Annotated in this window: 11 protein-coding genes, 1 rRNA gene and 1 pseudogene; 7 read left to right on the plus strand and 6 right to left on the minus strand. The window is 70.6% G+C overall.

Going from position 1 to position 14,146, the window contains the following annotated elements:
• Window positions 1–11: 11 nt before the first annotated feature.
• From ACFYX4_RS12410 to ACFYX4_RS12425, 4 genes and pseudogenes are all read right to left on the minus strand, one after another.
• On the minus strand, window positions 12–728 hold the full coding sequence (locus tag ACFYX4_RS12410; protein ID WP_389330165.1) for a phosphatase PAP2 family protein: 717 nt from the start codon (window positions 726–728) through the stop codon (window positions 12–14).
• A gap of 245 nt (window positions 729–973) precedes the next feature.
• The gene (locus ACFYX4_RS12415) at window positions 974–1,918 is read right to left on the minus strand and encodes an NlpC/P60 family protein (RefSeq protein WP_389330268.1); all 945 of its coding nucleotides are present in this window, start codon (window positions 1,916–1,918) and stop codon (window positions 974–976) included.
• 123 nt (window positions 1,919–2,041) lie between these two features.
• Window positions 2,042–3,712 (minus strand): serine/threonine-protein kinase, encoded by a 1,671-nt coding sequence (locus tag ACFYX4_RS12420; RefSeq protein WP_389330168.1) that lies wholly within the window; start codon window positions 3,710–3,712, stop codon window positions 2,042–2,044.
• A 48-nt stretch (window positions 3,713–3,760) separates the two neighbouring features.
• Window positions 3,761–4,141: pseudogene (locus ACFYX4_RS12425) on the minus strand (SgcJ/EcaC family oxidoreductase); the annotation flags it as partial.
• 291 nt (window positions 4,142–4,432) lie between these two features.
• Between ACFYX4_RS12425 and ACFYX4_RS12430 the strand changes: the two are divergent.
• The 7 genes from ACFYX4_RS12430 (at window position 4,433) to ACFYX4_RS12460 (ending at window position 13,366) form a co-directional block, all read left to right on the plus strand.
• Window positions 4,433–5,752, plus strand: a complete 1,320-nt coding sequence (locus ACFYX4_RS12430) for a peptidase S8 (RefSeq protein ID WP_389330171.1) — start codon at window positions 4,433–4,435, stop codon at window positions 5,750–5,752.
• 397 nt (window positions 5,753–6,149) lie between these two features.
• Window positions 6,150–6,458, plus strand: a complete 309-nt coding sequence (locus ACFYX4_RS12435; RefSeq protein ID WP_004000049.1) for a hypothetical protein — start codon at window positions 6,150–6,152, stop codon at window positions 6,456–6,458.
• A gap of 179 nt (window positions 6,459–6,637) precedes the next feature.
• A complete protein-coding gene (locus tag ACFYX4_RS12440; RefSeq protein WP_389330174.1) occupies window positions 6,638–7,459 on the plus strand; it encodes a hypothetical protein in 822 nt (273 codons plus the stop codon).
• On the plus strand, window positions 7,449–8,789 hold the full coding sequence (locus tag ACFYX4_RS12445; protein WP_389330177.1) for a hypothetical protein: 1,341 nt from the start codon (window positions 7,449–7,451) through the stop codon (window positions 8,787–8,789). The genes ACFYX4_RS12440 and ACFYX4_RS12445 overlap by 11 nt, the downstream gene beginning before the upstream one ends.
• Before the next feature lie 23 nt (window positions 8,790–8,812).
• Window positions 8,813–10,354, plus strand: a complete 1,542-nt coding sequence (locus tag ACFYX4_RS12450; RefSeq protein ID WP_389330271.1) for an SCO6880 family protein — start codon at window positions 8,813–8,815, stop codon at window positions 10,352–10,354.
• A 9-nt stretch (window positions 10,355–10,363) separates the two neighbouring features.
• Window positions 10,364–11,788, plus strand: a complete 1,425-nt coding sequence (locus tag ACFYX4_RS12455; protein WP_389330180.1) for an ATP-binding protein — start codon at window positions 10,364–10,366, stop codon at window positions 11,786–11,788.
• A 15-nt stretch (window positions 11,789–11,803) separates the two neighbouring features.
• Window positions 11,804–13,366, plus strand: coding sequence for a type IV secretory system conjugative DNA transfer family protein (locus tag ACFYX4_RS12460; RefSeq protein WP_389330183.1), 1,563 nt, complete (start codon window positions 11,804–11,806; stop codon window positions 13,364–13,366).
• Between the two features lie 52 nt (window positions 13,367–13,418).
• On the opposite strand, the gene ACFYX4_RS12465 is transcribed toward ACFYX4_RS12460, so the two are convergent.
• Window positions 13,419–13,967, minus strand: a complete 549-nt coding sequence (locus ACFYX4_RS12465) for a GNAT family N-acetyltransferase (protein ID WP_389330186.1) — start codon at window positions 13,965–13,967, stop codon at window positions 13,419–13,421.
• 86 nt (window positions 13,968–14,053) lie between these two features.
• Window positions 14,054–14,146, minus strand: a 5S ribosomal RNA gene (rrf, locus tag ACFYX4_RS12470); the annotation flags it as partial.

Here is a 14,146-nt window from a genome sequence, read left to right on the forward strand (position 1 = left end):
AAGTCCGCGCGCTACGCGGCCAGGTCGCGTTCCCGGCTGGCCGCGTCCGTCCGGGCCCCCGGCACCACGGCGTCCCGCCCGTCCACGGCCGTCCGCGCGGACCGGCTGCGCACGACCCACCCGACCCGGGGCGACCCCTCCACCGCCCGCAGCACGGGCGTCAGCAGCATCGAGGCCGGCGGCGACAGCAGCAGCGCGACAGCCGTGCCGAGTGCGAACCCGCCGATCACGTCGGTCGGGTAGTGCACACCCATGTACACCCGGCAGAGGCCACCGAGCAGCCCCATCACGAGGCCCCAGACCCCGAACCTTCGGTCGGCGACGAACAGCGCGACGCCCATCGCCATCATGATCGTCGCGTGGTCGCTCACGAACGAGTAGTCGGTCTTGCCGGAGACCAGGACTTCCAGCCCCTGATGGTCGAGGAAGGGTCTGGGCCGCTCCACGAACCCGCGTATGGGCACGTTCACGAGGACCGCGACCGCGGCGGCGAGCGGCGCCCACACCAGCGCGGCCACCGACGCCGAGGCCTCCTCGGCACCGAGGGGCCGCCGCCGCACGGACCACCAGCACCACACGATCAGCAGCACCATCGCGAACGGCAGCCCGTACTCGCCGACGAACTCCACGACCCGGTCCAGCCAGTGCGGCGCGTCCTTGGCGAGACCGTTGATGTCGTAGAGCAGGTCGACGTCGGGATTCGACCCGGATGCGGCGAGTCCAGCCATGGTGCTGCGGCCCTTCGTCGTGTGTTGCCCGGCGCGCCTCACGCACGCCGCTCGTGCCCACCCCCGTGGTTCGTAGATCCGCTTTTGCCAGTACGTACCGGTACGCCAGTCACAGGCATCGCTGGGCTACGTCAACAGGAACGCACGTCCCCCGTTGATACGTTCCACTCTCCACCGAATGATCACGCAGACGTTATCGAAGAGAGATACATCGCCGCAGCTCAGAGGGTGGGCTGCCGGGCGGTTCAGACAGTTGTGGGGAGCGCTTTCGCGCCATCTTCGGTGACCCGGGTGGCGCCGAAGTACTTGCGGGTGTCGACGGGGTCGAACCGGATCACGGCGCCGGTGAAGGGCGCGTCGATCATGTACCCGCCGCCCACGTAGATCCCGACGTGGTCGATGGCCCGGGAGTTGTTCTTGTCCGGCGAGAAGAACACCAGGTCTCCCGGCAGCAGTTCGTCCCTGGAGGGGTGCGGGCCGGCGTTGTACTGGTCGTTGGCCACCCGGGGCAGAGTGATCCCGACACTCTCGTAGGCCGCCTTGGTCAACCCCGAACAGTCGAACCGTCCGCCCTGCTCAGCCGTACCGTTCCCACCCCAGAGATAGGGCGTCCCCAACTTCTTCTGAGCGAAGTAGATGGCCCCGGCGGCCTGCTTGGAGGGGTCCACCCGGGTTACGGGGGCGGCGAAGCTCTTCTCCAGTGTGCGGATCGTCTTGACGTAGTTCTGCGTCTCGCGGATCGCCGGAACTCCGCCCGACCGAATGACGCGATAGGGCCCCGCGTTGTAGGCCGCGAGCATGTTGTTGGTGACGTCGCCCGGCACGTTCTTGACGTCCTTCGCCAGCGCGCAGTCGTACGACGCGGCCGATGGAATCGCGTCATTCGGATCCCAGATGTCACGGTCGCCGTCTCCGTCGCCGTCGATTCCGTGCGAAGCCCACGTGCTGGGGATGAACTGGGCGATGCCCCGGGCATCGGCGTGACTGACGACGTCCGGGTCGAATCCGCTCTCCTGGTACAACTGGGCAGCCAGCAGGGCAGGGTTGATGGCGGAGCAGCGGTTGCCCCATTTCTGGATGAGCGCCCGATAGGCCCCCGGGACGGCTCCCTTGGCCAGCCCGACGCTCCCGCCGCCCACGCCGTTCACGATGTTCCCGGCGACCATGTACACCCCGATGACGAGCACCATCACGAAGCTCAGTCCGAGCCCGACGGCGGCCCCGCCGATCCACCAAACTTTTCGCACCCGTCAACCCTCCCCCACCGTGGCCCCGTTTACGGGTCTTTCCCGAACCTGTCCGTGTCGTGTGCGCTACTTCGAGACGAACCCGCGGCACTCAATGGTCGCGTACTGCCTCGGTCCTTGAACATGGAGGAAGAGCACGGTCCAGTCACCGGGGTCGTTCTCGACCGGTATGGCATCGCTGTAGTGCTTGCCGTTGACGTGCTGCGTGAAGTCGTCGGGGTAGGTCAGATACACCCACTCGGTGCCGAGTTCGACGGGTTTGCTGATGTATCCCAGGTCCAGGTTCTGCGCTTGGGCCCCCTCGATGGGCTTGCCGGTGTCGGCGTCGATCTCGTGCGGCGGCTTCACGGCCACGGACATGTAGTACGACGTCGAGGGCTGAGCCTTCAGCCGGATCCCGATCGTTCCGCTGCCCGACGTGTACGGGGCGTTGGCTTCGGCCGCGGTGATGGACGTCTGGAACTGGTCGTTGCGCTCCTCAGCCGGAAGGCTGCACTTCCCGCCCTGTGACGTCCCGTCGGACGTCCAGAAGTCACGGGAGGGGTTCGTGGGTTCGACGTGGGCCGGTGCCTGATCGCCCGCCCCGCCCTTCGTGGGCGCCGCCGAGGTGGCTGTCGGACCCGCCGAGTCGTCCTTGCCGGTGCCGCCGTCGCCGGCATCGGGAAGGAAGGTGAGCGCGGCGACCGCGCCCACCGCCACGGCCACAACCATCGCTGCGGCGATGAGCCAGGGCTTCCCACGCCGCCGGGCGGGCGGGGTCTGCTGGGTCACCTGGGTGGGTGTGTAGCCGGCCCCGGGAGGGGCGACCGTCGGCAGTTCGTGGGTGCCGAGAGGAGCATGGGCGGGCGGCACCGGCATCCCGGGCGGCACGGGCGTGGACGGCACCGGCTCCGCGAGTCCGGCGAGTCCGCCGTAGAACAGGTCCTCGACCAGCGCGATCCGTACCCCGCACCGTGCGATCACCTCGGTGAGGCCCGGTCTGTCCGACGGGTCCTTGGCGACGCACCACTCAATGAGCGCGGCCAACTCCGCTTCCACGCCAGCGACGTCGATGGGTTCGTGGACGGCGCGATAGCTCACGCCGGTCGGCTCTCCGTGGCCGAACGGCGGGCGTCCGGTGGCCGCGTGGGCGAGGGTCGCGCCGAGGGCGAAGACGTCCGCCGCCGGGCCGACCTCGTTGCGCAGCAGCACCTCGGGCGCGGTGTAGCCCGGGGTGCCGGGAGCGAACCCCGCCTCGGTGAGGGCCGTCTGCGCCGTGCTCCGCGCTATGCCGAAGTCGATGAGCTGGGGCCCCTGGGCCGCGAGGATCACGTTCTGCGGCTTGAGGTCCCGGTGGGTGACCCCGTGCGCGTGAACGGCGGCGAGCCCCTCGGCCAGCGCGGCGAGCAGCCCGCGGCACGTCGGAACGGGCAACGGCCCTCTCGCCGCCACCGCCCCGCTCAGCGTAGGCCCCGGCACATACTCCGTGGCCAGCCAGTACGGCGCCGAGTCCAGCGCCGCGTCGATCAGGTTCGCCGTGTACGCGCTCCGTACCGCCCGTACCGTCTCCACCTCCCGCCGGAACCGCGCCAGCGCCTCCGGATGCTCGGTGATCTCCTCCCGGATCACCTTGATCGCCACCAGCCGCCCGCCCGGCGAGCGTCCGAGGTAGACCTGTCCCATGCCGCCGGCGCCCAGCCGGGCGAGAAGCGTGTGCGCGCCGATCCGCGCCGGGTCCCGATCCTTCAGTGCGTCCACCGAACGACCATGCCACACGGACCAGTTCAGCCCCGAGGCAAGGGCCGGTCAGCCGTCGGCCACCTCCGTGTTCTGGCAGGCAGTCAGCAGCCACCGCCCACCCTCCTCGGCCATGACGTACAGCGGGCTCCCCGCATTGCCGACCGGCTCACCGCCGTCCGCCGTCCAGTACCGCGCGCGGGCCTTGACCGCGGCGACGTCCGGGCGGATGAACAGCACGTGCTCCACCTCGTAGGTGACCGTCCCGTCGGTCATCGATCCGGGCAGCACCCGGTGCGTGAACGCGGAGATCTCCGCGCGGCCGTAGAGGCGGCGCCCGTGCCCCGTCGTCCACAGGGCGTCCTCGCGGAAGAGGCCGACGAACTCCTCGAGGAGCTCACGCCGCTGGGAGTGCTGGAGGGTGGCCACCACGGCCCGGATCGCCGCGAGGTCGGCCGCACGGCCGCCCCCCGCCTCCCCGACGCTTCAGTCGCCGCAGTCGTCGTAGTCGTCGTAGTCGTCATGTGCACGAGGCTCACAGCTCAACCGCGCTCGAGGTCAAGCCCCGCCCATCCCCCCACCATCGACCGGCCATCGGCCCGCAATCCCCCAACCCCCTTCAGTAAGGCGGAAGTCAGGATTCCACCGGCCGCCTTGTTGTCACGTACTCAACAACGTCACAGTCGTCGGCGGGCCGCCGCCCGCACCGCCCCTGACACCCCACTCCCAGGAGGCCGCACGTTGCGTACGACACCCCCCAACACCCCCGCCGAACCCGGCAGATGGCGCCGCGCAGGCGTCTCGGTCCTCGGCGCCGCCGCCCTCGTGCTCGCCGGACTCGGCACCGCGGCGCACGCGAGCGCGGCCCCCTCCGCCACCGCCCGCGCGGCCCGGGTCACCTGGACGGCCACCCCCTGCGCCACCCCCAAGCACAAGGGAGAGCTGGCCTGCGACTCCTTCCGCGTCACCGGCGGCCTCACCGCCTTCCAGCGGCAGCGGGCCAAGACCGACGGCGTCACCCCCAAGGCCGCCGACGCCTCCACCCCCTCCGGCTACGGCCCCTCCGACCTCCAGGACGCCTACGGCCTCACCGACGCCGCCGCGAGCCGGGGCTCCGGCGAGACCGTCGCCATCGTCGACGCCTACGACGACCCCAACGCCGCCGCCGACCTCGCGAAGTACCGCTCCACCTACGGCCTCCCCGCCTGCACCGTCGCCAACGGCTGCTTCAAGAAGGTCGGCCAGACCGGCTCCACCACCTCCCTGCCCACCGCCGACAGCGGCTGGGCCGAGGAGATATCCCTCGACCTCGACATGGCCAGCGCGGTCTGCCCGCAGTGCAAGATCCTGCTCGTCGAGGCCAAGTCCGCGAGCATGGCCAACCTCGGCACCGCCGTGAACGAGGCCGTCAAGCTCGGCGCCAAGTTCGTCTCCAACAGCTACGGCGGCGCGGAGTCCTCCTCCGACACGAGCTACGACTCCTCCTACTTCAACCACCCCGGCGTCGCCGTCACCGTCAGCGCCGGCGACGAGGGCTACGGCGCCGAGTACCCGGCCGCCTCCAGGTACGTCACCTCCGTCGGCGGCACCGCCCTCTCCCGCGACTCCTCCGCCCGGGGGTGGACCGAGTCCGTCTGGAACACCTCCAGCACCGAGGGCACCGGCTCCGGCTGCTCCGCCTACGACGCCAAACCGAGCTGGCAGACCGACACCGGCTGCGCCAAGCGCACCGTCTCCGACGTCTCCGCCGTCGCCGACCCCGCCACCGGCGTCTCCGTCTACGACTCCTACGGCGTCACCGCCGGCTGGTACACCTTCGGCGGCACCAGCGCCTCCGCCCCCGTCATCGCCGCCGTCTACGCCCTCGCCGGCACCCCCGGCAGCAACGCCTACCCCGCCTCCTACCCCTACGCCGCCGGCTCCTCCGCCCTCAACGACGTCACCAGCGGCAGCAACGGCAGCTGCTCCGCCAGTGCGAGCTACCTGTGCACGGCCAGGTCCGGCTACGACGGCCCCACCGGCCTCGGCACCCCGCAGGGCACGTCCGCCTTCACCGGCTGACCCTCCGTCACCGAACATACGGGCCGCGGCACCCAGCCGCGGCCCGTTCCGCTGCCGTCAGGCCCCTGAGCGCACGGGTAGTCCCGCCTGAGACATGCGTCACCGGATCCGCGCCATGAGAGCATCGACGCGGAAGCTCACCCGACCAGCCGCCAGAACCGGCCCAGGGCTGTGAAGTGGGTCAACGACGGAACCACACGCCAGGTTCCGCTGCGACCTCATTGCCCGGCGTAACCTGCCGTGATACACAGAGTGACCGTACGAGCTATTCGTACGAATCCCGCTCATCATTGACGCCAAGTCGACATGCGACGGCGGCTTTGTCGGCGAGAATGATGCGTGACCTCTGCACGACCGCAGGGGCCTGCGGAACTACCGACCAGGGGCGGTGACTTACATGCTCTTCGCGGCCGACAAGGGAGACATCAACACCATCATCGGCGGAATCGCGCCGGACTGGGGGCCCTTCGGCAGCCTGGGCAACGAGGCGAAGGTGATGATCGAGGTCGTGATGGCGGTCGCCATCCTCATCTGCCTCGGCATCGCCATCTGGGGTGCGGCCAAGCAGCGCATCGGCGCCACGGCCCTGCGGGACACCTTCAGCGCGGAGCAGGGCAAGGGCCTCATCATCGCCGGGCTGACGGGCGTCTTCATCATCGGCTCACTGGGCACTCTGTTCACGATCGTGTACGGGATGGCCGTGTAGCCGGCCCCCGTCCCGTCCGGGCACGCCCGGCCCCCTTGACCCCACCCACCCGTCGTGCCCACCGGCTGAGGTTGCGTTTCCCTGATGTCGAGTCACCACACCGCGCCCGCGCGGGAACCAGCACGGCTACCGTCGTACTTCTACGCGTTCCGGTACGGCAACGAGGGGGCGTACACGGCATGAGTCCCGGCGACGAGCACGACTACGGCGAGCCCACGCGCACGCGTGTGCGCCTGCCCGAGTCCGACCCCTACGGCGGCGCCCAACGCCCCGGCCGCTCCAGCTCGCGCAGCCTGGTGACGGTGGTCGGCGTCGTCGTCCTCCTCATCGCCGCGATCGCCTTCGCGAACCGCGGAGGAGACGATTCCCCTACCTCCACGTCCCCGAGCGAGGCCGACAAGCCCCGCACATCGACGACGGCGGCAACGGGCACGAAGCCGGTACAGACGAAGAACGACGGCATCGCGACCGGGTACGCCCGGGATCGACAAGGTGCGCAGAGCGCGGCTGCCAACTACTGCGTGGCGCTGGGCTCGGCGGAGATGTTCGACACGGCCCGGCGACACGAGATCGTCAGCACCGTGTACGCACCCGCCGTCGCCGCCGCCCGCCAGTCGGCACTGGACACCGCGTACTCGGACGAGAAGTTCCTCGGCAACATCGGCCTCGACCAGGACGGCACCGCGCCGGACGGCCAGACCTTCGTCTCCCGGGTGATCCCCGTGGGCACCAAGGTCACGGCGTTCACCGCGGACACCGCAACCGTCGAGGTCTGGTACACCTCGCTCTTCGGCCTCTCGGGCGAAGCCTCGACCAACCCCGTGACCGAGAGCTGGTACACCACGACCTACCAGCTCAAGTGGATCGACAACGACTGGAAGGTCGCCGACTTCCAGCAGAAGGACGGGCCCGTTCCGGTCGGGCGCGACCAGCAGGCCTCCACCGCTGACGACATGACGAAGGCCGTCGAGGAGTACGGGGGTTTCACGTATGCGCGCTAAGCACCTCTCGCTCAAGCTGACGGCCGCCCTGGCCGCCGCGCAGACCACAGCCGTGCTGCTGGCCGGCCGAGCCGTCGCCGCGACGCCCAGCCCTTCCCCGTCGCCGTCCCCTTCCACCTCCCCGAGCGGCGGCGCGTGCAGCGAGCTCATCCGGGGCCCTGCCAGGGACTACTGCGAACGGGGCGAGAGCCGCTCCACCAACACCAACCCCGGCGTCTCCGACACCCTCGACCCCCTCTCCTCCCTGGCCAGGGGCTGTGCCGACGCCGCCGCGTGGACCGTCGGCAAGCTCAGCGAAGCCGTCAAGGACACCGCGAACGTCGACTTCACCAACCCCAAGTTCCTCCAGCAGTACGCCGTCGTCTTCGCCGCCTCCACCGTCCTGACGCTCCTGCTGTGGCTGCTCGCCGTCGCCAAGCGCGCGGTGCGCGGCGTGCCGCTCACCACCGCCATCGGCGAAGCCGTCGGCTTCCTCTGGCTCACCGTCCTGGCCTCCGCCTTCACCCCGCTGATCCTCTACACCGTCGTCTCCGCCACGGACGGCCTGACGGACGTCCTCGCCAAGACCACCGGCAACCAGACCGACACGTTCTTCGGCACCTTCTCCGCCGCCCTGGAGAAGGGCGAGGACATCGGCGGCGGCCCGATCATGCTGATCGTGGTCTCGCTGGTGTCCGTCCTCGCCGCCGGCGTGCTCTGGCTGGAACTGGTCATCAGGGCCGCCCTGCTCTACGTCGGCGCCCTCCTCGGCACGGTCGTCTACGCGGGCCTCGTCGACAAGAACCTGTGGGGCCACGTCCGCCGCTGGGCCGGCATCATGATCGCCGTCATCCTGGTCAAACCGGTGATCGTCATCGTGCTCGGCCTCGCCGGCGCCCTCTCCGCCGACGACGGCCCGGACGCCTTCGGCGCCGTCGTGTCCGGCCTGTCGATCATCCTGCTGGCCATCTTCGCCAGCGCGATGATCTACCGCTTCGTCCCCGGCTTCGGCGACGAGATCGCGGGCTCCCGCAACAACCGCATCATGCAGAGCGCGGAAGGCAAGGCCGCCGCCGTCATCAGCTCCCCCGCGACCCTCGTCGCCCAGGGCATCAAGACCCACAGCACCCGCGCCGACAGCAACAGCGGCGGCACGGCCTCCGGCGGCTCCAACACCCCCCGCCAGGCCAACCAGGCCGCCGGCGGCGTCGCCGCGCACAGCTCGCGCACCTCGAACGGAGGCGGCGGATCTGTCCCCTCCGCCGCACCCGCGCCCCGCCAGGGCAGCCCGGTCAACACCCCGCACGCCAGCAACACCCGCAACAACCGCACGGGAGGTGAAGGGCGTTGACGGCTGATTCCCACGTGGCCCATGTGTCCCACGCGATCGCGCCCCGCCGTACATATCTGATCGGCCGCGCCCGGCCGAACGCGATCGTCGGACGCAACCGCGAGAGCGGCGAGATCGCCCTCATCGTCGTCGGCGCGTTCCTCGGCATGATGTGCGGCCTGCTCGTCCCCCTCCTCGCCCTGCGGATCGTGCTGCTCGCCGGCTTCCCGATGCTCGCGCTCGCCGTGGTCTACGTGCCGTACAAGCACCGCACGTTCTACAAGTGGTTCGAGATCAACCGCAGTTACAAGCGCACCCTGCGCCAGGGCACCGTCTACCGCTCGACCGTCATGGAGGCGGGCACCCGGCTCGACGGCCAGGAGATCGAGATCGGCCCGCCGCCCGGGATCGGCCGCATCACCTGGCTCGCCGCCCCCTTCGGCCCCGACGAGATCGCCGTGCTCCTGCACGCGGACCGCCGCACCGTCACCGCCGCCATCGAGATCGAGGGCCCCGGCGTCGGCCTGCGCGACAGCGAGGACCAGGAGGCCCTCGTCGACCGCTTCGGCACGCTGCTCAAGCACGTGGCCAACGGCGACGGCTTCGTCACCCGCCTCCAGATGCTCGCCCGCACCCTGCCCGCCGACCCCGACGCCCACGCCAAGGACGTCACCCAGCGCGGCGACGGCAAGTCCCCGCCGTGGCTCCAGTCCTCCTACAACCAGCTCCAGTCCATGGTGTCCACGAGCAGCGAGCAGCACCGCGCCTACCTCGTCGCCTGCATGCACTACACGCGCGAACTGGCCGCCGAGGGCCACGCCATGGCCCGCGCCGCCCGCCCGCAGAACGGCCGCAAGCTGGACCGCGACGCCGGCCTCGCCGTCGTCATGGCCCGCGAGCTGACCGACATCTGCTCCCGCCTCCAGGAGGCGGACATCCGCGTACGGCAGCCCCTCGGGCAGGGCCGGCTGGCCTCCCTCGTCCACTCCATGTACGACCCGGACCACCCCATCGACCACATCCAGGCGATGACCCGGCGCAACGCCTGGCCGGCCGAGCTGGACGCCATGGAGCCCACCTACCTCCAGGCCAAGACCCGCGAGTCCAGCACCCGCGCCCCCTGGTGCCACGCCACCGCCTGGGTCAAGGAGTGGCCGATGACGCCCGTCGGCGTCAACTTCCTCGCCCCGCTCCTCGTCCACACCCCGGACGTCATCCGCACCGTCGCCGTCACGATGGACCTCGAACCCACCGAGGTCGCCATCGAGCGCATGCTGACCGAGAAGACGAACGACGAGGCGGAAGCGAGCCGCGCCGCCAAGATGAACCGGACCGTCGACCCGCGCGACGTGGCCGCCCACTCCCGCCTCGACCAGCGCGGCGAGGACCTGGCCTCCGGCGCCGCCGGCGTCAACCTGGTCGGCTACATCACCGTCTCCTCCCGAAACCCCGAGGCCCTCGCCCGCGACAAGCGCACGATAAGGGCGTCGGCGGGCAAGTCGTACCTGAAGCTGGAGTGGTGCGACCGCGAGCACCACCGCGCGTTCGTGAACACGCTCCCGTTCGCCACCGGCATCCGAAGGTAGGGGCTTCACATGCGGGACCCGATGTCCGTCCTCACCGACGCCTTCACGTCCTTCCTGTTCGGCAAGGTCGAGACGACCCGGCTGCCGGTCCGCACCTCCACCGGCCAGGCCCAGGCGGTCTACCTCCCGACCGCCGCCCCCGGCCTCGGCGACTCCGGCGTGATCATCGGCCGCGAGGTCTACTCCGGCAAGGGCTACATCTACGACCCCTTCCAGCTGTACGGCCAGCAGCTCCCGGCCCCGCACTGGCTGGTCCTCGGCGAGTCCGGCAACGGCAAGTCGGCGCTGGAGAAGACGTACGTCCTGCGCCAGCTCCGCTTCCGCGACCGCCAGGTCGTCGTCCTGGACGCCCAGGGCGAGGACGGAGTCGGCGAATGGAACCTCATCGCGCAGGCGCTGGGAATAACCCCCATCCGTCTGGACCCGATGGCCGCCCTGGACCACGGCATCCGTCTCAACCCCCTGGACCCGTCGATCACCACGACCGGCCAGCTGGCGCTGCTGCGCACCATCATCGAAGTCGCCATGGGCCACGGCCTCGACGAACGCTCCGGCTTCGCCCTCAAGGTCGCCCACGCGTACGTGAACGAGACGATCGTCGAACGCCAGCCGGTCCTGTCCGACATCGTCGAGCAACTGCGCCACCCCGAACCGGAGTCCGCGGAGGCGATGAACGTCGCCATAGACGACGTCCGCGCGTGGGGCCTGGACGTGGCGCTGGTCCTGGACCGCCTGGTCGACGGCGACCTGCGTGGCATGTTCGACGGCCCGACGACGGTCGGCATCGACCTCGACGCCCCCCTGATCGTCTTCGACCTCTCCCACATCGACCGCAACTCCATCGCGATGCCGATCCTGATGGCGATCGTCGGCGTGTGGCTGGAGCACACCTGGATCCGCCCCGACCGGAAGAAGCGCATCTTCCTGGTCGAGGAGGCCTGGCACATCATCAACAGCCCGTTCGTGGCCCAGCTGTTCCAGCGGCTCCTGAAGTTCGGCCGCCGACTCGGCCTGTCCTTCGTCGCGGTCGTCCACCATCTGTCCGACGTGGTCGACGGAGCGGCGGCGAAGGAGGCCGCCGCGATCCTGAAGATGGCGTCCACCCGGACGATCTACGCCCAGAAGGCCGACGAGGCCCGGGCGACCGGCCGGGTCCTGGGCCTGCCGCGCTGGGCGGTGGAGATCATCCCGACCCTCACGCCCGGCATCGCCGTCTGGGACGTCAACGGCAACGTCCAGGTGGTCAAACACCTGGTCACCGAGACGGAACGGCCGCTGGTCTTCACGGACCGCGCGATGACGGAGTCGTCCGTCGAGCTGTCCGCCGACGACGCCCTGCGCGCCGCCGAACGGGAGGCCGAGGAACGGGCGGCGGCCTTCATGGAACAGCACCTGGCCGACTTGGACGGCTCGTCCGAGTCGACGGTGGCATAAGGCGGTCCCACGGCCATGAGACCGACCGACGACCACCGGTCCCAGGGAGTCAAGGCAGGCCACGGAGGCGGCCCGGGCAGCCAGGCAGGAGGCGTTCCCGACGGCCTCCTGGTCGGCATACTCGGCTTCCTCCTCGGCATGACCCTGCTGGTCTGGACGGCCACCGGCCTGGCCGCCGTGTTCGCGCACGGCGCCTGGCCGTCCGGCGTCACCTTCACCCGCACGCCGCTGGCCATGCGCCACCTCATCGCCCAGCCCCACGACATCCCCGGCGCCTGGCCCGAGGCCCGCCCCGCCGAACTCTCCGGATACGGCCTCTTCTGGGGCCTGTTCATCGGCCAGCTGATGCTGCTGTTCGTCCTCACGGTCTTCGTGCTGGGGACGGTGGCCCGCTGGCGAGCGGTACGCGCCCGCAACCGCGCCCAGGCTTCCGTGCCGGCCGGGGCCGAGGCTCCCCCGCCCCAGCACGAGGTGCCGACCCCCAGGACGGAGTCGGCGGCGCTCGGCGTGGAGTCGGCGGCGCTCGGCGTGGAGTCGGCGGTGAGCGGTACGGAGTCGGCGGCGATGCCGGCCGGGAGCGCCCCGCGGCAACAGCCGCAGCCTCCGCTCGTCGCGCTGTCCGAGGGCGACGAGCGGACGACGAGCGGGTGGGAGACGCCCACCGTCCTCTACGGCCCCCCGGCCGTCCGTCACCCCGCCGCCGCGCAGGTCGTACGCGACGCCGCCGGCGCCACCCTCGTCGTCACCTCCGCGCCCTCCCTCTGGCAGGACACCAAGGACGCCCGCGCCAAGCTCGGCCCCGTCCTCCTCTACGACCCGACCCACCTCTGTGACACACCGGCCCGCCTCCACTGGTCCCCGACGGCAGGCTGCGAGGACAAGGCGACGGCGGCGGCGCGAGCCGCGGCCCTCCTCGCCCCCGTGCGCCCCACGGCCCGCCTGGACCAGGCCCTCGCCGACACCGCGGAAACGCTCCTCCGCAGCTACCTTCACGCCGCGGCCGTCGACGGCCGCACCGTCCGCCATGTCCACCGCTGGTCGCAGGGCGCCAACGTCCAGGAAGCCGTCCGCACGCTGCGCACCCACCCGAAGGCGGCCCCCGGCTCGGCCGGCGAACTCGAAGCCGCCCTCACCGCGCACCCCGAGCGCAGGGACATCGCCCATGAGCTGACGACCCGCGCGCTGTCCTCCCTCTCCACGGTGAACATCCGCGAGGCATGCACTCCCAACCGAAATGATGCCCTCGCCTTGGATTCCTTCGTGAACGAAGGGGGAACGCTTTATGTGCTCGGCGTATCCATCGAGGACCCGAGGACCAGTCCCGGCGCCATGCCGCTCCTCACGGCCCTCGTCTCCAGCGTGGTCGAGCGCGGCCGGCGCATGGCCGAACGGTCATCCTCCGGTCGCCTCGACCCACCACTGACGCTGGTGCTGGACGACGTCGCAGCCGTGGCCCCGATCCCCCAGCTGCCGGACCTCATGGCGTCCGGCGCCGCCACCGGCCTCCCCACCCTGGCCCTCCTCCGCTCCCGCGAACAGGCCCGGTCCCGCTGGCCCCACCACGAACTGCCCACATGAGCCCGGCAACGGAGTTCGCCGTACGGGGCCTGCGCCCTGAGCCGGAAAGGGTCTAAGGGCGCTCCAGCACGTACTCCAGCTCCCGCCCGTCGGAGGCGTTGCCCGCGAGCGGCACCACCACCCCGCTCGGCACGAACCCCGCCCGTCGGTAGAAGGCCCGCGCTCGCCCGTTCTCCTCGTGGACGATGAGCCGCACCCGCTCCACTCCCCGGCCCCAGGCCCACTCCAGGCCGGCGTCGAACAGCACCTCGGTCAGCCCTATGCCCCGGCAGTCGGGCCGTACGAACACCCCCACGACGTGCCCTTGCCGCCGCTCGACCGGGAATCCCGCCCAGTCCTTCGTCCCGGCCTCTTCCACCAGCACGGTCAGCGTCCCGACCCACTCCCCGTCCGGCCCTTCGACGACGACCTGCTGCGCCGACTCCACGCCGGCGGCCACCCCCGCCGTCCGCTCCTGCCAGAAGGACTCGGGCTTCGCCAGCGCCTCGTCGTAGGTCTCCAGGAAGGCGAGATGCGCGACCGGATCCTGCAACGCCAGCAGCCGCAGCTCCCTCGCGGCAGCCCACTCATCGGCACGCACGGACCGGATCACGTAGTTCATGCAGATCACCGTAGTACCCGAGTACGAACGGAGCCATAAAACGCAGAAAACCCCGCATCCGAAGATGCGGGGTTCTCTCAAAATTTGTTCGGCGGCGTCCTACTCTCCCACAGGGTCCCCCCTGCAGTACCATCGGCGCTGTAAGGCTTAGCTTCCGGGTTCGGAATGTAACCGGGCGT

The sequence above is a fragment of the Streptomyces sp. NPDC002328 genome (assembly GCF_042890065.1).
Classification (GTDB): Bacteria; Actinomycetota; Actinomycetes; order Streptomycetales; family Streptomycetaceae; genus Streptomyces.